15 protein-coding genes are annotated in these 18,594 nt (G+C 72.7%); 7 read left to right on the top strand and 8 right to left on the bottom strand.

Going from position 1 to position 18,594, the window contains the following annotated elements; all coding sequences use genetic code 11:
• Window positions 1–100: 100 nt before the first annotated feature.
• From ligD to ACRX5S_RS23720, 3 genes are all read right to left on the bottom strand, one after another.
• Window positions 101–1,123 carry a non-homologous end-joining DNA ligase gene (ligD, locus tag ACRX5S_RS23730; RefSeq protein ID WP_436775078.1) on the bottom strand — a complete coding sequence of 341 codons (1,023 nt, stop codon included), beginning with the start codon at window positions 1,121–1,123 and terminating at the stop codon, window positions 101–103.
• Window positions 1,124–1,469: 346 nt separating this feature from the next.
• Window positions 1,470–1,967: a DUF2231 domain-containing protein gene (locus tag ACRX5S_RS23725; protein WP_436775077.1), complete on the bottom strand. Its 498-nt coding sequence runs from the start codon at window positions 1,965–1,967 to the stop codon at window positions 1,470–1,472.
• 214 nt (window positions 1,968–2,181) lie between these two features.
• Window positions 2,182–2,580 carry an ATP-binding protein gene (locus ACRX5S_RS23720; protein ID WP_436775076.1) on the bottom strand — a complete coding sequence of 133 codons (399 nt, stop codon included), beginning with the start codon at window positions 2,578–2,580 and terminating at the stop codon, window positions 2,182–2,184.
• A 689-nt stretch (window positions 2,581–3,269) separates the two neighbouring features.
• Here ACRX5S_RS23720 and ACRX5S_RS23715 point away from each other — a divergent pair.
• Window positions 3,270–4,250: a SigB/SigF/SigG family RNA polymerase sigma factor gene (locus tag ACRX5S_RS23715; protein ID WP_436775075.1), complete on the top strand. Its 981-nt coding sequence runs from the start codon at window positions 3,270–3,272 to the stop codon at window positions 4,248–4,250.
• A gap of 63 nt (window positions 4,251–4,313) precedes the next feature.
• On the opposite strand, the gene ACRX5S_RS23710 is transcribed toward ACRX5S_RS23715, so the two are convergent.
• Entirely contained in the window at window positions 4,314–6,557 is a 2,244-nt protein-coding gene (locus ACRX5S_RS23710) for an MMPL family transporter (protein WP_436775074.1), read from the bottom strand.
• Window positions 6,558–6,816: 259 nt separating this feature from the next.
• On the opposite strand from ACRX5S_RS23710, the gene ACRX5S_RS23705 reads away from it, so the two are divergent.
• The 3 genes from ACRX5S_RS23705 to ACRX5S_RS23695 are packed head-to-tail and all read left to right on the top strand — an operon-like array spanning window position 6,817 to window position 8,631.
• Window positions 6,817–7,653, top strand: a complete 837-nt coding sequence (locus ACRX5S_RS23705) for a TetR/AcrR family transcriptional regulator (protein ID WP_436775073.1) — start codon at window positions 6,817–6,819, stop codon at window positions 7,651–7,653.
• 22 nt (window positions 7,654–7,675) lie between these two features.
• Window positions 7,676–8,125: a metalloregulator ArsR/SmtB family transcription factor gene (locus ACRX5S_RS23700; protein WP_436775072.1), complete on the top strand. Its 450-nt coding sequence runs from the start codon at window positions 7,676–7,678 to the stop codon at window positions 8,123–8,125.
• A complete protein-coding gene (locus ACRX5S_RS23695) occupies window positions 8,122–8,631 on the top strand; it encodes an SRPBCC family protein (protein ID WP_436775071.1) in 510 nt (169 codons plus the stop codon). The genes ACRX5S_RS23700 and ACRX5S_RS23695 overlap by 4 nt, the downstream gene beginning before the upstream one ends.
• 12 nt (window positions 8,632–8,643) lie before the next feature.
• Here the strand turns inward: ACRX5S_RS23695 and ACRX5S_RS23690 are convergent, their stop codons facing one another.
• Window positions 8,644–8,994 carry a hypothetical protein gene (locus tag ACRX5S_RS23690; RefSeq protein ID WP_436775070.1) on the bottom strand — a complete coding sequence of 117 codons (351 nt, stop codon included), beginning with the start codon at window positions 8,992–8,994 and terminating at the stop codon, window positions 8,644–8,646.
• Between the two features lie 630 nt (window positions 8,995–9,624).
• Here ACRX5S_RS23690 and ACRX5S_RS23685 point away from each other — a divergent pair.
• Both ACRX5S_RS23685 and ACRX5S_RS23680 read left to right on the top strand, forming a co-directional pair.
• Window positions 9,625–10,641 carry an NAD(P)H-dependent flavin oxidoreductase gene (locus ACRX5S_RS23685; RefSeq protein WP_436775069.1) on the top strand — a complete coding sequence of 339 codons (1,017 nt, stop codon included), beginning with the start codon at window positions 9,625–9,627 and terminating at the stop codon, window positions 10,639–10,641.
• Between the two features lie 321 nt (window positions 10,642–10,962).
• Window positions 10,963–12,234, top strand: a complete 1,272-nt coding sequence (locus ACRX5S_RS23680; protein WP_436775068.1) for an ABC transporter substrate-binding protein — start codon at window positions 10,963–10,965, stop codon at window positions 12,232–12,234.
• 12 nt (window positions 12,235–12,246) lie between these two features.
• Here the strand turns inward: ACRX5S_RS23680 and ACRX5S_RS23675 are convergent, their stop codons facing one another.
• On the bottom strand, window positions 12,247–12,861 hold the full coding sequence (locus tag ACRX5S_RS23675) for a TetR/AcrR family transcriptional regulator (protein ID WP_436775067.1): 615 nt from the start codon (window positions 12,859–12,861) through the stop codon (window positions 12,247–12,249).
• Between the two features lie 130 nt (window positions 12,862–12,991).
• Between ACRX5S_RS23675 and ACRX5S_RS23670 the strand changes: the two genes are divergently transcribed.
• Complete coding sequence (locus ACRX5S_RS23670) at window positions 12,992–13,756, top strand: SDR family oxidoreductase (RefSeq protein ID WP_436775066.1); 765 nt, start codon at window positions 12,992–12,994, stop codon at window positions 13,754–13,756.
• A 90-nt stretch (window positions 13,757–13,846) separates the two neighbouring features.
• Here the strand turns inward: ACRX5S_RS23670 and ACRX5S_RS23665 are convergent, their stop codons facing one another.
• Window positions 13,847–17,497 (bottom strand): hypothetical protein, encoded by a 3,651-nt coding sequence (locus ACRX5S_RS23665; RefSeq protein WP_436775065.1) that lies wholly within the window; start codon window positions 17,495–17,497, stop codon window positions 13,847–13,849.
• Window positions 17,494–18,594, bottom strand: a 1,101-nt coding sequence (locus ACRX5S_RS23660; protein WP_436775064.1) for a hypothetical protein, incomplete at its 5' end; no start/stop codon positions are given. The genes ACRX5S_RS23665 and ACRX5S_RS23660, both read right to left, overlap by 4 nt.

Here is an 18,594-nt window from a genome sequence, read left to right as displayed (position 1 = left end):
CGGGCGGTCAGGGGCCGGAGCGGACGCGGACGCCACGCCACGGGAGATGGCGGATGCGGCCAGGGTCTCTCCGCCGTCCCACGCCCCGAGGGGACGTCGGCTACGTGCGTCCCGGGCCTTCGCGTACGACCTCCTCGGGCCGCTTGTCGTCCCGAAGCCCCAGATACCGTGGATGCCGCAGCCGTCCGTCGCGCGTCCACTCGCTGAACCCCACCTGCGCCACCAACTCCGGCCGTACCCAGTGGACAGCCCTTTCGCGGACGGGGTCGGCGAACGGCGAGCGTTCGGTGCGAAGGTGTTCGAGCCGTCCCGCGAGATCCAGGAGGGTCTTCGTGTCGTACCCGGTGCCGACCTTGCCCGCGTAACGCAGCCGACCTGCTTGGTAGTAGCCCAGCAGCAGCGCCCCGAACCCAACGCGGCTGCCGGTCGGGTCGGTGTAGCCGCCGACCACGAACTCCTGGCCTCCGCCGCACTTGAGCTTGAGCCAGTCGGGCGAGCGGCGGCGCACGTACGGCGCGGCGGCCCGCTTGGCGATCAGCCCCTCCCAGCCACGCGCGCACGCGTCCGCCAGCATCGCTTCGTCCCAGTGGTTCCGGTGCGGGGTGAAGCGCAGCGGCGCGGTGAAGTCCAGGGTGTCGCGCAGCAGCGCCTTGCGGGTGCGCTGCGGGAGCCGGGTGGTGTCGAAGCCGTCGACGCTCAGCAGGTCGAACACGTAGTAGAAGACCTTGATCCCGCTCGCCCGCGCGACGCGTGGGTCGGTGATCCCGCTGCGCTGCTGGAGCAGCGAGAAGTCGGTGCGGCCGCCGTGCATTGCGACGATTTCGCCGTCCACGGCGAACCGCGGGCACGACTGTTCGGCGAGTCCCTCGGCGACTTCGGGGTACGTCGTGTTGCGCGGGTGCCCGCCTCGGGACAGCAGGCGTGCGCCGTGCCCGTCGCGGACCGCCAGGACTCGCACGCCGTCGAGCTTGCGTTCGAACAGCCAACCGGCGTCGAACGTACGGCGGTCGCTCAGCACCGCCAGCATGGGCTGCCGGGCCGCGTCGGCGTCCTGATCGGGGGAGGCGGTACGCAGCAGCGAACGCTGTTCCGCGGGCACGCCGCGCGGAGGGGGAGTGGTCATGGCGCCTTCCCTGCCCCGAGCGCGTGATCCGCGGCCGGCACCGCGCCGACCGCGCCCGGCCGGCGGATACCCGGCAGCGACCGGGGAAAACCGGCGGATGCCGGGCCGCCCGGGCACGCCGCCCGCGAGCGGGTCAGCGGGCCCGGTCGCGGACCTCCTCGGCCGGCAGGAGTGCGACGCAAGGTTTCAGTCGCTGCCGGGGTTCGGTGCAGCGACCGCGCCACCCGGCATTTCGTCAGCGGAGGTCGCGGACGTCGCCGAGGCCGCGGGGGCCGCAGCGATCGCGGACGTCGCGGAGGCCGCAGTGAATGTGGAAGCCGCGGACCCCGCGCCCGCGACTGCCGCGTCACCGACTGCCGTCGAGCACGCCGTCAACCCCGCCGTCGAGCCCGCGGTCAACCCCCGCCGCCACGTTGTGGTCCGTGACCAGCGAGCGCCCCATTCCGAAGGCGCCGAATGCCGCGGCCAGGCCGAGGGCGCTCAGGGTGACGCCCGCCGACGCCCCCGCGCCCGCGCCGTCGCCCCAACGCCCGGCGTACACCCCGAGGTTGACGGTGAACAGGACGAACGCGAAGACGTTCAGCAGCGCATGCCCGACCGCGACGTTCCTGGCCGGACCGGCGTCGGGAACGCGCTTGCGGAGACCGGCGGTTCCGGCGAGCGCGGCGGCGAAAGCGCCGAGCACTCCGACGCAGTTCATGGCAATCGCGAAGTCGAGCCAGAACCGTTCGGGTGCCCCTGCGTGCACCACGTAGCCCAATAAGGCCCCCGGGTATCCCACGAGGGGAACGGCGACGAGCTTGCCGTGAAGCGTGCGTCGACTTCCGAAGACCCTGCCGGACACGGCTTCCTCCTCGGCGCGGCGGACCCAGCAGGCCCGGAACCGTCGACGACTGCCCGGGAGTTCGGGCACGCAAACCGGGCCGGTTCGTTCGTGCCCCACGAACTTCCCGGCGTGTCGGGTGGGCGCCTACTTCTCTCCACCATCCTCGGCGGTACGACGGGCGTCAAGGACCACCGGAAACTGGTTCGTGTGCTTCCCGTTCGGAAACTCCCGGTCACGCACGGTCACGCGGGACGATCGCGGTCAGCACCTTGCCCCCGGGGACGACCTCCACGTCCAGCGTCCGGCTGAGGCGGCGTACGACCAGCAGCCCGAAGCCACCGGGGGGCCGCGCGTCCGGCACGGCCGCGAGCCAGGTCTCGCCGCCGTCGCGCATGGCCACGGCCACCCGGTCGGGCTCGGCCGAGACCGTCAGCCGGTAGGGGCCGGGCGCGTGCCGGTACGCGTTGGAGACCAGCTCGGCCACCACCATCACGATGTCCCGCACCGTCTCCCGGGCCACCGTGGGGCCGGGGCACTCCCTGAGGAAGTCCGTCGTGAGGTCGCGCGCACGGCGCACCGCCCCCGGGGTCTCGTCGAGGTCGAGGACGAGTGTGTGGGGGCCCCAGTTCATCGGTGGTCCGTCCTCCACAGTATCGAGTGATGTCGGTCGAGTGATGTCGGTCTAGTGGCGTCGAGCGGCAGACGCGCGGCAGCCGGGCGCCAAACGTGTCGCGTGGCAGCGCGTCGGGCAACAGCGGCGCTCCCCGACTCGGCGCCCTCGCGGAAGGGCGGTGCGGGCCCGCGACTCGGGGGCGGTGGATCCGGCTGGGGGATCCGTCCCGCGTCCGCCGGTTACCCGTGGAGCCGTCGGCCAATCGGTTCCAGCCGCGGGGCCGGGCCACGGCGCGGCCGCCGAACAGCCGCAACGCGCGCCCGCATCGGCCACGCCGCCCCGGAGACAGCCTGGCAGTCCACGTGGCAACTTGATAGTTGGCACCCCTGGTCGCCGTCGCGTTACTGCCGGTCGCCGCAACGCCCACATCTCGTCGGTGCGCGCGAAACCTGGCACTTTGATGCGTTTGGGACCTGACGAGCGGGTACGCGAACCTACGCGCCCATGATCGGGCCGACCGTGCCGGGCGGTTGTCTCGGCCACCTGGACGGGCATGCGAGGCGATGCCCGCGTCCGCCGCTCCTGAAGCGACCGGGAACGCCGGGGACCGCACCCTCGACACAAAACGAAACATAGCGACATGCCTCCCACACACCTCCGACATACGCGGCCGATGGCCGGATTTCCGCGGAAGGAGCCGGGTTCTCATGGCGAACATCCCCGCAAGCGCGCACACGACCACCCGCGTCGGCGACTCCGCGGCGTCCTGCGAGCCCCCGCCGGACCCCGACTCGCACGCAGGCGCCGACGATACCGGCAGTGAAGTCCGCGACGAGGCGTTGAGTTGGAGCGCGGACGAGATCCGCGCGCTCGACGCGCGCCAGGCCCGTACCGCCAGTGACGCGCTGCTGCGCCGACTGCGCCGCCTCGACGCAGCGTCCGACGAGTACAGCCGGGTGCGCGCGCGGCTGGTCGAACTGAACCTGTCGCTGGTGCGGTTCGCCGTACGCGGGCTCAAGAACCGGGCAGCGGCCCGCGACGATGTGCTCCAGACGGGAACGGTCGGTCTGATCAAGGCGATCGACGTGTTCGATCCGGATCGCGGCATCGCCTTCGCGTCGTTCGCGCTGCCGACCATACGCGGCGAGGTGAAGCGGCTGTTCCGGGACACCTGCTGGGCCGCCCATGTGCCCCGCCGCCAACAGGAGTTGTTCCTGGCGACCACCCGGGCGGCCGACACCCTCCACCAGCAGTTGGGACGCGAGGCCACGAGCGCCGAGATCGCCGCGCACCTGGACATCGCCGAAGAGGAGGTGGACTACGGCCGCGACGCCGACCGCGCGTACTCCGTCGACTCGCTCGACACGCCCGCCGCCGAGGCCCCCGGCGGCACCGCGGCCGCGCTCGCGGACCGGATCGGCGCGGAGGAACCGGAACTGGACCTGGTCGACTTCCGCGAGTCCGTCCGGCCGTTGATCGCCGAGCTCGGACGCCGTGACCAGCGCATCCTGAAGCTCCGGTTCTGGGACGGCCTGACGCAGAGCGAGATCGGACGCCGCCTCGGGCTGTCCCAGATGCACATCTCCCGGCTGCTGAACCGCATCCTCACCGACCTCCGCGAGCACCTCGACGGCGCCGCCGAACCGGAGCGCGACGGAGCGACCGAGCCGCAGCCAAAGGTCGCCTGAACACGGTCAGTTCCCGGTGTGCCGAGGAGGGAATCGGCGCACCGGGAACCACGGGTCAGCGAACTACTGCGACTTGACGGCCGGTTCGGGAGTGGCCGAGGTCGGCTCGACAACCCGCGCGGACGCCGAGGCGGTCTCGCTCAGTCCGTACCGGCTGTGGAACCGCCGCAGGAACGGCGGCGCGTACCAGGCGGAACGGCCCAGCAGGCGCATCGCGGCGGGCACCAGGACCCCGCGTACCGCCACCGCGTCGATGAGGATCGCCAGCCCGCTGCCCAGGCCGAACATCTGCATGAAGCTCAACTCGGCCGTCCCGAAGGCGAAGAAGCTGACCGCGAGCAGGCACGCCGCCGCGCTGACGATGCGGCCGGTGTGGCCGAGCCCGTCGGCCACCGCGGTCCCGTTGTCCGCGCCCTGGTCGTGGAGTTCCTTGATGCGGCTGGTCACGAACACCTCGTAGTCCATCGAGAGGCCGAACGCGATGCAGAACATCAGCACCGTCATCGACACCTCCATCGGCTGCGCGGTGAAGCCGAGCAGCGCCGAGAGGTTGCCGTCCTGGAAGATCCACGTCATCACGCCGAGGGTCGCGCCCAGGCTGACCATGTTGAGGACCAGCGCGCGCAGCGGCTGGACGATGCTGCCGGTGAACAGGAAGAGCAGGATGAACGTGGTGAGGGCGACCAGCGCCACCGCGATCGGCAGCCGGCTCGCTATGGAGTCCTTGGCGTCCACCAGCACGGCGTCGGCGCCACCGACCAACGGCCTTGTTCCCGCAGGTGGTTCGACGCTCCGTACGTCGTCGACGAGGCGCTGCGCCGCGTCGGACTTCGGGGCGAGGCCGCTCACCACGGTGATGCGCTGCGCGTCGGCGCGGCCCAGGGCGGGGTTGCCCGGGGCGGTCGGGGCGGACTGCCCGGCGGCGTACGTGCCCGCTCCGGTCTCCACCCGGACGACGCCGTCGAGCCCGGACAGCGAGGCGGCGTACGACGCCAACGGCGCCTGCCCGACCGCCTGGTCGACGACGACGTGCAGGGCCGCGTCGTCGTTGCCCCGGAAGTCCTCGCGCAGCACCGCCGCGACCCGGCGGCTCTCGGCGTCCTCGGGCAGCACGCGCTCGTCCGGGGTGCCGAAGGTGATGCCGAGCAGCGGGCTCGCCGCGACCAGCAGGACCGCGAGGACGGGGAGCGCGGTGAGCGCCGGACGCCGCATGACCGTGCGGGCCAGGCGCCCCCACAGCGGTGCCCGCGTCCCGGCGCTCGCCTTCCGCTTCGCCCAGGGCAGCCGGCCGCTGTTGACCCGGTGTCCGAGCAGCATGAACAGCGCGGGCATGACGAACAGCGTGCCGACGGCGGCGATCGCGACGACGCCCACCCCGGCGTAGCCGAACGAGCGCAGGAAGTACTGCGGGAACACCAGGAGCGCGCCGAGTGCGGCGGCAACTGTCGCCGCGGAGAAGGCGATTGTGCGTCCGGCGGTGTTCACGGTGTGCCGGACGGCCTCCTCCACGCTTGCCCCGGCGTCGAGTTGCTCCCGGAACCGGCTGACCATCAGCAGCGCGTAGTCGATGCCCAGGCCGAGCCCGAGGGCGGTGGTGAGGTTGACGGCGAAGATGGAGACGTCGGTGACGCTGCCGAGGACGAACAACTCGGCGAACGTGCCCACGATGGCGATGATCCCGACCACCAGCGGCAGCAGGGCCGCGACCACGCTGCCGAAGACGACGAGCAACAGGACGAGGGTCAGCGGCACCGCGATGGCCTCGGCCAGGAGCAGGTCCTTGCCCGACTGCTCTCCCATCTCGGTGGTCACCGCGGCGCCGCCGCCCGCCTGGACGGTCAGCGCATTCTCATAGGTGCCGGTGTAGGCGTCGATGATGCCTTTGGCGTTCTCGTCGCGCTCCATCTCGTCGCCCTTGACGTGGGCGAGCACGAGCGCTTCGCGGCCGTCCTCGGAGCGCAGGCCGGGGGTGTCCGCGTCCCAGAAGGAGACCACGTTCATCAGGTCCGGCTCCTGCTTGAGGCGGTCCACCAGAGCGAGGCCGTCGCGCCGGGCCTCGGGGGTGTCGATCCGGCCGCTCTCCTCGGCGGTGCGGACGAGCAGCACAAGGTTCGTCTCGCCGCCGAACTTCTCGCCGATCACCTCGTCGGCGCGGCTGGACGCCGAGGCGGGGTCGTCGTAGCCGCCGCCCTGCAACTTGCCGAACGCTCCGGCGCCGGCCGCGCCCATGAGGGCCACGAGCACGGCGGCGACGACGAGGACCAGCCGGGACCGTCGGATCGCCAGGTCGGCTATGCGCTCAAACACGCGCTGACTCCTTTGTGTTCGTTGCGTTGGTGCGGTGGGGGACGACGGCATGCGGCCGGTCGCGGGCATGGGGGAGCCGGGGCACGGTGCCCGGCGGGGAGTTCGAGGAATCCGCGTCCCGCGAGAGGCGGGGCGGCGGCGCCTTGGCGGCGCCGTCGACGACGTTAACGAGGATCCGGAAGATCTGGCAGTGTCAGATTTTTCGCACACAAAGCAAGTTCTCGGTGCACAGGAGGGCGCGCCGACGTACCGTCGCTGCATGTCCGCAGACGTACGCCCCGCCGCGCCCGCATCCGCCCGGGCAGCCGCCGCGCCCGGCTCCGCCGAGCCTCCGTCCCCGTCGCTGCGTGAACGCCGCAGGGCGACCGCGACCCGGGAGATCGTGGACGCCGCCGAGCGCCACATCGCCGAGCACGGGCCCGCCGCGCTGTCCCTGCGCGCGGTCGCCCGCAGCCTCGGGATGACCGTGCAGGCGCTCTACCACTACTTCCCGAGCCGCGACGACCTGGTCACGGTGCTGATCGCCAAGGCGTACGACGACCTGGCCGACGCGGTGCAGGCCGCCGTCGACGCCGCCCCCGAGGGGACCGCCGGTGAGCCCGGGGAAAGCAACCGGGACGGGGCCGCGGCCGACCCGCCGCGGGCGGTGGTGGCGGCCGAGGCGTACCGCCTCTGGGCGACCGCGAACCCCGAGCGGTTCCAACTCCTGTACGGGACACCGCTGCGGGGCTACGCCGCACCGCAGGACGGCCCGACGACGCAGGCGGTGCGTCGGACAGCCGCGATATTCGAGCGCGAGATCTTCGGGGACTTCACACGGGAGCAACTCGCGGCCGCCGAAAGCCCGGTGCTCTCGACACAGTTCCGAGCCTTCCTCGAACGGATGCCGGCCGCGGGCGAATCCGGGCTTCCGGCGCCCGCGACGGCTCTGCTCATGAGTGCGTGGGGGCACCTGATCGGGCTCGTCGTCCTGGAGGTGTTCGGTCACACCGGGTTCCTGGGCGAGCACCAGGCCGAGGTCTTCCGAACGGCCATGACCGACATGGTCGCGGACATCCGCGACCGGATTCCGGCAGCCGCCTCGCCAGAAACGTAACCAATGGGTTACGCTTTCCGGTGTGGACGAAATAGCGTCGGCGATCGCCGATCCCGTGCGCCGGGGCATCCTGGAGCTGCTGCGCGACGCGCGGCTGTCCGCGGGTGAGATCAGCGAGCGGTTCGCGATCAGCCGGCCCGCGGTGAGCCGCCATCTGCGGGTGCTGCGGGAGAGTGGGCTCGTCCGCGACGAACTCGCCGGGCGGCACCGCTACTACGTCCTTCAGCCCGAACGCTTCGACGAACTGGCGGACTGGATCGCCGGGTTCGCCCGGGCGTCGGGCTGGGAGCAGCGGCTGGACGCGCTGGAGACCGAGGTGTACCGGACGCGCCGCGAGCGCCGCGCCGCCGCCGTGGACCCGGCTTCGGTCTCCTCGTCGGAGTCCAGCCCGGTGCTGCCGGACCGCGCCGCGCCGGGGCAACCCGCTGCGCCCCGCGGGCCCGTCACCCCAGGAGAGGCAGAGAACGCATGACCCGCATTCCCAAGCCCACCGGACGGCTCGTGCGCGCCGGCGACGGTGTCGACCTGGTCCTCACCCGCACGTTCCGCGCACCCGTCGAGGACGTGTGGGCGAGCGTCACCGACCCCGAGCGGACCGCGCGCTGGTACGGCCGCTGGGAGGGCGAGGCCGGGCCGGGCCGTACGATCAAGGTGCAGTTGGCGTACGAGGACCAGGCCCCGTGGTCGGACATGCGGATCGACGCGTGCGAGCCGCCGACCCGGCTGGAGCTGTCCGCCGCCGACGACTTCGGCGCCTGGCACATCCAACTGCTGCTTGCCGCAACCGAGGACGGCCGCACCGAGCTGCGCTTCGTGCACCACCTGCCCGACGCGGACGCCGCGGGCGAGGTCGGGCCCGGCTGGGAGTACTACTTGGACATGCTGGCCGCGTCCCGAGAGGGCACGTCGCGGCCCGAGTTCGACGACTACTACCCGGCGCAGCGGGCGTACTTCCAGGAGCAGGCCGCCGCCCTCTGAGCTGTTCCCCTGCTACCAGGGAACCGGCGCGGTCGGGACGGAACCCACCTCTCCTCCTTGGGTGTTGCCGCTGTCGACCAGGCGACGGGCGTTGTCCAAAGTGGCCGCGGCGGAGTTGAGCAGCACCTCCGGACCGGGGCCGATCGCGGCCAGCAGGACCACCAGGTCCAGAGCCGCGGCGTGCGCGGCGCGCCACGCCTCCAAGTCCCACTGGGCCTCGGCGAACGCGAGCGCGTCCACCGCGGCGCGTACGGCGTCGGCGGCGAACCGCTGCGCGGCGCCGTGCGGCCCGAGCGGCGGATGCGCGACGGGGTGGTGGACGGCCTGTTGGCGGCCCCCGGTCTGGACCGCGACGGGGTGCATCGCGGCAGGTTGCAGCGCCGCCGGATGCGCCGCGACGGGCCGCATCGCGCCCGGTTGCGCCATCCCGGGTTGAGCTGTGCCGGCCTGAGCTGTCCCGAGCTGAGCTGCCCCGGGCTGAGTCACGGCGGGCTGAAGCACCGCGGGTTGAGCCACCAAAGGCGGTGGGGCGGCTGGCTCGCTGATCGGAGGCGGGACGGCGGGCGCCTCGGTGCGCCGGTGCCGCCCCGGACGCGCGGGCATCTGCGCGGAGGTCATGCGTGGGCCCCTCGGATGTGCGGTCGGTGTCGACGTCGGGTGGACGGCCACCACCGAGGCCGCGGCGTTCGATGCCGACGGCACACAGTGCTGCCTCCACAACAGTGGACAACGACGCGGCGTGATCCTCGGATTGCCTCGCGACGTCACTCGGTCGAGTGATCGATACGGTCGCGCACGTGTCGCGCCGCCGGGCCGGCCCGCCTGCCCCACCGGCCGGATCCGAATTACGGGGGTGGCCCGCCCCGTGCCCGGGTACGACCGCCTACGAGCTTCGGCCGCGCACCACTCCGCACCCCCGCAAGACCGCCGCTCCACCGCAATCGCGACGAGCACCCGGAAAGCCCATTTCGGCTACAGCAGTTGGGGGAACACATGACCGTTCTGGCCACGCGCCTGACCGAACGCTACGGCTGCCGCCACCCGTTCGCCTGCGCGGGTATGGCGTTCGCGGGGGAAGACCCGGAACTCGCGATCGCCGTCACCAACGCCGGCGGCATCGGCGCGTTGGGCGTCGGCGTGCTGCCGCCCGACGTGTTGCGCACGTCGATCCGCGCGATCAAGGCCCGTGTGGGTGCCCGCCCGTTCAACGTCAACCTCATCACGTACTTCGGCAACGAGGAGCAGGTCGCGGTGTGCGCCGAGGAACAGGTGCCCATCACGTCGTTCCACTGGGGGCATCCGCCCGCGCACCAGTTGAAGACCCTTACGGACGCCGGGGTTTCGGTGTGGGAACAGGTGGGATCGGTCGCGGCCGCCGAGGCCGCCGTCGCGGACGGCGTCGACGTCGTGGTCGCGCAGGGGCAGGAGGCGGGCGGCCACAACTTCGGCGAACTGCCCACACTGGTCAACGTTCCGGCCGTTGTCGACGCGGTCGGCGACCGGGCGATCGTGCTCGCCGCGGGCGGCATCACCGACGGGCGCCAGGTCGCCGCCGCGCTGTGCCTGGGCGCGGACGGCGTGTGGGTCGGCACCCGCATGGTCGCCTCGGCCGAGGCGCACGTGCACCCGGAGCACCACCGCCGCCTGGTCGCCGCCGTCGGCACGGACGCCGTCCTCACCTCGATCTACGGCCCGGAGTGGCCGGAGTTCAACCCGATGCGACTGCACCGCAACAGCCTGGTCGACGAGTGGGGGGACCGGCTTCCGGAGGTGGCGGCGCAGCGCGACACCGCCGACGAGATCGGCCGCACGGTGTTCCTCGGCCTCGACACTCCGCTTCGCCGCTTCGACGTGATGCTCCCGGTGCCGGGCACGGTTGCCGACGGCGAGCAACTCCCGTGGCTGATGGGCCAGGGCGTCGGCCTGATCCGCGACATCCGCCCCGCGGCCGAGATCGTCGCGGACATGATGCGCGAGGCCGAGGAGGTGTTGGGCAGGTTCCACGCCTGAGTGGCGAGTCGCCGGGGGAGCGTCCCCGGTGTCAGGAGGCGCGCCACCGGGGCGAAAAGGGCGTGACTGCGGCACCGTCGGCTCGCGCGCGGCATTTGTGCACCGGCACAGCGCATTGCCCACGGACCTAGTCCTCAGCCTATCGATTTCCGGGCGCAAGAGCAGAGAGCATCTACCCCACTCGTTGCCGCGGTACGGGCCGTGCTCGACGGTCCGGCTCCGCGGCACGTGCAGACCTTCCCCGACCGCAAACGGAAAGGTGCCCTGACGCGCGCCGACACGACCTGTCGCGGCCCGCCGCTCATCCGAGGAGTCCACCCCATGAAGCCACCCGCCAAACGCCGCGTCTCCGCCCTGGTGGCGCTGCTCGTCGGTGCCGTGCTCGCGACCAGCGGATGCAACGCGGACTCTGCCACGTCGAGCGGGTCGGGGGATCCGCCGGACGGTGTCCTCACCGGCCCGGGTGTCACCGACACGACCATCACGGTCGGCGCGCTGACCGATCTCACCGGCGTGTACGCCACGTTGGGCAAGAGCCTGACCCAGGCCCAGCAACTCTACTTCGACGAGGTGAACGCCTCCGGCGGCATTTGCGGCCGCGATGTCCGCGTCCTCGTGCGCGACCACGGATACGACGTGGCCAAGGGTGTCGCCGCGTACGACGAGATCTCTCCGCAAATCGTCGGGATACCCCAGCTGTTGGGATCCTCCGTGGTCACCGCCGTGCTGCCGAGCCTGGAGCGGGACGCGCTCCTGGCGATCCCGGCGGCCTGGCCGTCCACCATGCTCAAGGAACGGTATGTGCAAATCGTGGGCGCCACCTACGACATCGAGATGATCAACGGGGTCGGCTACCTGCTCCGCGAGAGGCGCGTGGCCGCCGGCGACAAGATCGGGCACGTCTACTTCGAGGGAGAGTACGGCGAAAACGCCCTGGCCGGGGCCAAGTTCGCGGCCCGGGAGGCCGGGCTGACGCTGATGGAGCACCGTATCAAGCCGACCGACTCCAACATGGCGGCCCAGGTCGCCGCGCTCAAGAGCCAGGGTGTCAAGGCCGTTCTGATGAGCGCGGGCCCCCAGCAGTCGGCGTCGCTCGCGGGCACCGCGGCCGCCGCCGGTCTCAATGTGCCGATCGTCTCCAGCAACCCGGGCTTCGCCCCGCAACTGCTGACCACCCCGGCCAAGGCCGCGCTGGAGCGGAACTTCTACCTCATGAACTCGGTGCAGACACCGAGTTCGCAGGTTGCGGGCATCCAGAGCCTGGTGCAGGCGTACGAGGGGAAGTTCCCCGGCTCCGCGGTCGACAACGGGGTGGCCTTCGGGTACGTCACCGCCCGGGTGTTCGGCGAGGCGATGCGCAAGGCGTGCGAGGCGAAGGACCTCACCAGGCAGGGCATCGTGGCGGCGCTGCACGGCATCAACGCGTTCGACTCGGACGGGGTGATGGCCCCGCTGGACTTCAGCCGGATCGGCGACGCGAACACGCGCGAGTCGTACGTCCAGGTTCCCAACGCGCAGGCGAAGGGCGGACTCGCCTCGGTCGACGGCCCGGCGCCCGCGGAGGCCGCACTGAGGTACCAGATCGCGCCGTAGGCGCGCGGCGCGTCACACCGCGTCCTCCCCGAACGCCGCCGTGAGGGCACGGGCGATCAGTTCCGGGAGGTCCGAGCGCCCGTCGTCCTGCGCCCAGCGCACCAGGGCGGTGTGCATCGCGGCCAGGCAGGCTCCGGCGGCCGCCTGCGCACGGAACACCTCGTCGGGGTCGGCGGATTCGCCGGTCAGCGCGCCCACGACGGCCTGTTGCAGGGCGTAGTGGTTGTCGAGGTGACGGGCGCGCAACGCCGGTGTGGTGATCATCAGTTGAGTGCGCGCGAGCAGGAACCCGCGGTCGGAGCCCGGGTCGTTCGCCGCGCCGCCGTTCAGGTGCCCGGCCGCGCCGACGAGCGCCGCGGCGATGCGGCGCATGAACGGCTGGTCGGCGGGCGTCGCGGCGATCTGCTCGGCTACCAACTGACCGCTTGCGTCGGCCAGTACGAGGTCTTCCTTGGTGGGGAAGTGTCGGTACACCGTCATCGGCGAGACGCCCGCGGCCTCGGCGACGTCCGCCACCGTCGTGGCGTCGAATCCGCGCTCGCCGAACAGACGGACGGCGTGTGCCTGGATGCTGCGCTGCGTCTCCGCCCGACGCCGGGCCCGCAGGGTTGAGTGCCGGTCGGTCATGTGGTAGACCCTACCGTACTGATAGTCACTACCACATTGGTAGGGACTCGCAATTTCGTGCACCGCGGCGACCCGCACCGCGGCGCACGCGAAAGCTCACACGACTGCTTCCCAGGATTGGCGGCTCGACATGGGTGATCTCACCGGCAGGACTGCTCTCGTGACCGGCGCATCGCGCGGCATCGGGCGGGCGATCGCGGTGCGGCTGGCGGCGGACGGAGCCAGGGTGATCGTGCACTTCGGCACGGACGACAAGGGCGCGGCGGCGACCGTCGCGGCGATCGAACGCGACGGCGGGTCCGCGTTCGCGGTCGGCGCCCGGCTGGGCGTCGAGGGCGACGTGGAGACGCTGTTCGCCGGGGTCGAGGCGGGTCTCGCGGGACGGCCGCTCGACATCGTCGTCAACAACGCGGCCGCCCCGCCCGCGGGCCCGATCGGCACCACCACGCGCGAGGAGTTCGACCGGCTGTTCGCGGTCAACGTACGCGCGCCGTACTTCATCGTCGAGCGTGCTCTGCCGCTGCTCCGCGACGGCGGCCGCATCGTGGCCGTCTCGTCGGCCGCGACCCGGATGGCGAACCCGGCGCAGACCTCCTTCGCCATGACCAAGGGCGCGGTCGAGACGATGACCCGTACCCTCGCCAACCAGGTCGGGGCTCGGGGCATCACGGTGAACGCGGTCGCCCCTGGTGCCACCCGGACCCCGACGAACGGGGCGGTGTTCGACGCGCCGGGGCTCACCGCCCTCATCACCGCCTCGACGGCGCTCGATCGGCTCGGCGGGGCCGAGGACGTCGCGGACGTGGTCGCCTTCCTTGCGTCCGACGACGCGCGGTGGGTGACCGGTCAGGTCATCGACGCCAGCGGCGGACTCTTCCTCGGACCCAGGGTGTGACGTGTACCGAGGGTGTGACGTGTACCGAGGGTGTGACGTCGACCGAGGGTGTGACGTCGACCGAGGATGTGAAGTCCGCCGCGGGCGCGGTCAGTCGTTGGGCCAGCGGCCGGGGCCTCCGGTCTCCGGGCCGCCGGAGAACTCGCCCGAGGCGTACGGGTCGGGCGGCACGTACCCCGGCGGGTAGTGCAGCGTCGGCGGTTGATTGGCGGGCGGTGGCGAGGAGTTGGGGAACGCGGCGATCCGCGTCGTCGGTTGCTCCTGCCGCGGCGGATAGGGGTACGGCGCCGGAGTCGGCGGGGGCGGGGGAGCGGCAGCCGGATGCGGCGGCGCCGCCTCCGCGGACTGCGGTGCGGGGGCCGGGTCGTGGCGCATGTCGAGGCCCAGGATCATGCGCCGGCCGCCGACCGGGCAGCGGACCGCGTCGCGGCGCCCGGTGTCGGCGAAGCGCACCCGGACCAGCAGGTCGACCTGGCGCATGTGCCGCCACGACCGCCGCGCGCTCACCCTGATCCGGGCGCTGGCCCCCGGCAGTTGCAGCAGTCCCGGGTTCTCGGTGTCGCCCTCGGCGAAGGCGCGGCCGAGGCGGTCCGGGGTCAGGACGGCCGCCACCTGGTATCCCGGGCCGTCGTCCCGCCGTACCCGCATGGTCAGTTGGCCGGACCAGCGCGGGCGGCGGTACAGCAGCAGGCACAGGGCCACGAGAGCCGCGAACAGCGCTATCGGGGAGGCCAGCGAGGCCTGGAGCGGTTCGGGGTTGAGGGGCACGGCCGGCCCCCCGACCGACGCCGGCGATACCGGCGCGCCCGGCGTCACGGCCTGGTTCAGAGCAGGGCTCACCGCGGATGTCCCGGCCGAACTTCCGTTCCCGGTCCCGCCCGAGGGGTCGACCGCCCCGCTCGGCGTCCCCGCGGCACCGAACGCGCCGGTGGCGAACAGGACCACCAGTACGGCGGTCAGCACCAGCACGACCGTCGCGGACAGCAGGGCACGCCGACTGCGGTACCACGGCGTGTCGGACCACTCGGTCGAGTGGTGCCCGCCGCGCCCGCGGGCCTCCTGCAAAACGGCGGTCACCGCCTCGCCCCGCCGCCGTTCCTCGCCCTGCGCCTCGGCACGACGCCGGGCGGGCGGCGGCCCCTCGGGCGGCGGTGCCGCGGGCTGGGCCGGTGCCGCCGGAGCCGCGGTCGGAGCCGGGGCCTGCCGGGCCGGCGGTCGGGTCGAGGCGTCCCCGAGCATCGCGGTCAGCAACTGCTCCTCCGCACGGGCGGCTTCGCGCCGCTCGCGCAACGTGTGCCGCAGCTTGTCCGCCGCGTTCCGGCCCAGCCAGTCCTGCGCGAGTATCGCGCGCACGGTCCGTGCCAGCCATACGTCGCCCTGCCGGGCCGTCCAGCCGTACTCCCGCAGCAGGGTCGCGCGGACTTCGAGGACCAGGTCGTACGCCGCCCCCTGCTTCCGCAGCCCGGACCACGACTCCAGCGCGTGCCGCACGTTCGGGTCGGGCTCCGCCTCGGCAGGTGACTGGGCCTGCAACCACGCCCAGTGGCCCGCCAGTTCCTCGGTCGGCCGACCGCCACGGGCGTCCTGTTCCAACTGCCCGAGGCGTAGCGCCAAAGCGAGTTGGGGTATGCCCGCGACCAGGCGGCGCCACGACTCGCCGCCGCCCTCCGCGGCCAGCGCCTCCTGGACGCCCGGCCGCAACCGCCCCGCGGAGTCCAGGGCTTCGGCGGCGAGGAACCCGCAGGCCTTCGGCCCCAGGTCGTCGACCCGGTCCAGTGCGCCCAGCAGTATCGCCACCGTCAGCGGACCGCTGTCGGGCTGGTCCTGCTGCGCCCGCAGTATGCCGCGCAGCATGCGCACCGGAAGGTCGTCCAGGCGGGTGCCCAGGCCGCGCGGCAATAGCTTTCCGGCGTCGGTGAGCTCGGCGACGTACTCGCGCGCGGTGTCCGCGATCGGCGGGGCGAACTGCCGCCCGTACAGGCACAGAAGCAAACCCATCAGAGCCGACACGCGCGTTGTCGCGTCCTCGTCGCCGAGCGGGTCGTAGTCGCCCACCCAGCCCCCGAGTTCGGCGTGCTCCGGAAGACGGTCGTCGGCGGCCACGCGCAGCCACTCCTGCCAGAGGGCGAGCGGCAGCGTTTCGAACCGGGCGTACGCGACGGCGAAACGGAACGTCTGGACCGCCACGGAGGGGCACTGCCGCAACGCCTGCGCCAGCGTGCCCGCCGCCCCCGTGCCCGGGTTCGGCAGGTCGATCGCCCAGCGCAGCACCGTCAGCCACGGCGCGCTTCCGGTCTCCGACAGCAGCCCGATCAGGCGGCCCAGCGACTTCGGCCGCTTCTCCGCGCAGCGGCACACCGCGGCCAAACCGACCTGCGGCGTCCCGAGCAGCGCGGTCATCACCTGCGGCCACTCGCGCTTCGGCGCCGCACCGAAGCGCGCCACCCACGCGTCGACCAACTCGTGGGGCACGCCGTACTCGTGGGGCACCGCGAGCAGGCGCGCGGCGAACGCGTCCGCGCGGCTCTGCTCCCACTCCCAGGCGGGTACGACGAACGTCTCGACGATTCCCGCCACTTCCGCGTCGGATGCGCTGCCGCCCGGCCCGGCGGCCGCCGGCGCCATGGCCCGGTGCAGCGCCACCGCCGCGGCCTCCGTCAGCTCGGCGCACGGGTATTGGGCCATCACCGGGTACAGCGCCGGGTCGCGTCGCTCGAACAGGAAGGTGAACAGGCTGCGCCGCGACTCCTCGTCGAACGACTCGACGCCCTTCTGGCTCAGCGCCTTGATCACCCGGTCCGGGTCGCCCTGGCCGGAACGCACCTCGGCGAGCACCATCTCGGCGAGCGTCAGCGCCTCCAACACCTCCAGCGCCCGGTTCGGTTCGCTGAACGGGCGGCTCCGCGCGTTGCGGCGCAGCCACAGCAGCACCCGGTCGGCCTCGCCCGCGTCGAGGTGCCCGGTGAGCAGATCGAGGTAGCGGCGCGCCACCGGACCGGTCGGACGCGGCACGCGCGACCCCCAGGCCACGCGGACCAGACCCTCTCCGGAGTACTCCCCGAAGCACAGCCGCTGCCACGCCTGTTCGGGGACCGGCGCCCAGGTGGAGGCGCTGAACCCGGCGCGGTAGCCGTACGGCAGCATCCGGCACACCGCGTCGATCGCGGCGATGCGGTCGACGGTGTCGGTGCCGCTCGCCCCGGTGACCACGACGCGGCCCTCCAGGAGCAGCGCGGCGACCCCGGCGGCCCAGTACAGCAGCGGCGCGCTCGAACCCGGCGCCCCCGCACCGCCCTGCACCCCGGAGCCGGCCCGGCCCGAGTACCGGGCGGGTTCGTCCGGCAGGTTCAGCGTGAGCGGGCGGCCGTCCTGCATCGACGCGGAGAGCACGGCCGCGTAGAGGTCGCCGTATTCCGCGCCGCGCGAACTCAGTTCGGAGTAGGGCACGGTGACCCACGTGGTCGCGGTGATCCGGCGGTTGGTCCAGTCGGCGCGCTCGGTCCAGTCCATGACCGCGAGGTTGCAGAACGCCCCCTCGGACTCGTCGTGCCCGCCGAAGACGACCCACGGCAGCGACTCCGGCCGCCCGGACTCCTCGGTCCGCGGCGTCCCCGGGTTCTCGGCCTGCACCGCCGCGGTGAACTGGCCGGGCTCCCCGGTGCTGCACGCGAGCACCCGGTAGTCCTGCTCGTCCCCGGACTCCTTGCTCCAGTACGCCCAGTGGGCGTCCAGCGTCGTCACGACCGCCTCCCTGCGGTGCCCACGGACCACGCGGCCGCCCGGCTGCCGCTGCGCTCGCGGCGTACCAGGCGGTCGAGGTCCACCAGCGGTTCGAGGACATTGACCGGAACCGGGATCGAGCGCAGCCGCTCGCGGTACTGCCCCGCGGTGTCGGCGCCGGGGCGGCCCGGACCGCGCTCGGGGGTGGGCTCGTGGTCGAGGTTCCCGTAGTCGTCGGGGTCGAACTCGTCCTCGTGGTCGAGGTTGAAGCCGATCGACGAGGTCACGTAGTAGCGGACGCGCTCCTTCACGAAGCTGTCCTGGATCAGGCGGCGCACCTCCTCGCCGGTGCCGCCCGTCGACTTGCACAACTCCGCGAAGAAATCGTGCGCGTAGCGGTCCGCGATGCGCGGCAGATAGGGCTTGGTGTCGCTCTGCGTGGCCCAGTGCCCGCGGCAGGCCCGGTCGAAGATCGCCGGGTCGTCGAACTTGGTGACGCACACGGCCAGATGCTGGGGCAGGCGTCCGTCCTCGCGCAACCGTCCCGTGCCCAGAAGGCGGGTGCTGACCGCGCGCAGGGTGCTGCTGAACGCCTGGAAGGTCTCGTTGCGCTCACGCGAGTCGCGGACCGGGTCGTACAGGTAGACGATCGCGTCGGCGTCGGCCAGTTGCGCGACCGCCGCGTCCGAGGCGTCCCGGTAGTCGCCGCCAGGGCGGTCCTCGACGGTGAGCAGGATGCGCGAGGCGGGGCCGGGACGCAGGCTGAGGCGGCGCCGCGAGGACCGGGCGAGGAGCCAGCGCACGCTCCACGACGAGAGCGTGCCCTGCGGGAGCACACGGTTCACCACGAGTCCCGTCTCGGCCTCCGACAGGTAGGTTCGCGAGGCGTCGTCCAGCGGGGTGATCGTCCAGCCGTCCGAGCGACCCGAGTTGCCGTGCAGAGCGCGTGGAAGGGCCCACAGGTACGTGCTCTTGCCGCTGCCGCTGGCCCCCCACAGCGCGACGCGCACGGCGTTGCCGGGCGCGGCGGGGGCGGGCGGCGGTGCGGCCGAGCTCCCCTGCGCGGGGGCCGCGGGCGCGGCGGCCCGGGACAGAGGTACGGACACACCGGGCGGCGG

The organism is Yinghuangia sp. YIM S09857 (assembly GCF_051388915.1).
Classification (GTDB): domain Bacteria; phylum Actinomycetota; class Actinomycetes; order Streptomycetales; family Streptomycetaceae; genus Yinghuangia.
This window is presented reverse-complemented; position numbering and strand designations above follow the sequence as displayed.

What these genes read in the sequence shown, in the direction of transcription:
- ACRX5S_RS23695 (WP_436775071.1), top strand. Translation starts at nt 8,122, where the DNA reads ATGACCCGCATTCCCAAGCCCACCGGACGGCTCGTGCGCGCCGGCGAC.
- ACRX5S_RS23675 (WP_436775067.1), bottom strand. Translation starts at nt 12,861, where the DNA reads ATGACCGACCGGCACTCAACCCTGCGGGCCCGGCGTCGGGCGGAGACG.
- ACRX5S_RS23690 (WP_436775070.1), bottom strand. Translation starts at nt 8,994, where the DNA reads ATGCACCCCGTCGCGGTCCAGACCGGGGGCCGCCAACAGGCCGTCCAC.
- ACRX5S_RS23720 (WP_436775076.1), bottom strand. Translation starts at nt 2,580, where the DNA reads ATGAACTGGGGCCCCCACACACTCGTCCTCGACCTCGACGAGACCCCG.
- ACRX5S_RS23705 (WP_436775073.1), top strand. Translation starts at nt 6,817, where the DNA reads ATGTCCGCAGACGTACGCCCCGCCGCGCCCGCATCCGCCCGGGCAGCC.
- ligD (WP_436775078.1), bottom strand. Translation starts at nt 1,123, where the DNA reads ATGACCACTCCCCCTCCGCGCGGCGTGCCCGCGGAACAGCGTTCGCTG.
- ACRX5S_RS23680 (WP_436775068.1), top strand. Translation starts at nt 10,963, where the DNA reads ATGAAGCCACCCGCCAAACGCCGCGTCTCCGCCCTGGTGGCGCTGCTC.
- ACRX5S_RS23670 (WP_436775066.1), top strand. Translation starts at nt 12,992, where the DNA reads ATGGGTGATCTCACCGGCAGGACTGCTCTCGTGACCGGCGCATCGCGC.
- ACRX5S_RS23685 (WP_436775069.1), top strand. Translation starts at nt 9,625, where the DNA reads ATGACCGTTCTGGCCACGCGCCTGACCGAACGCTACGGCTGCCGCCAC.
- ACRX5S_RS23715 (WP_436775075.1), top strand. Translation starts at nt 3,270, where the DNA reads ATGGCGAACATCCCCGCAAGCGCGCACACGACCACCCGCGTCGGCGAC.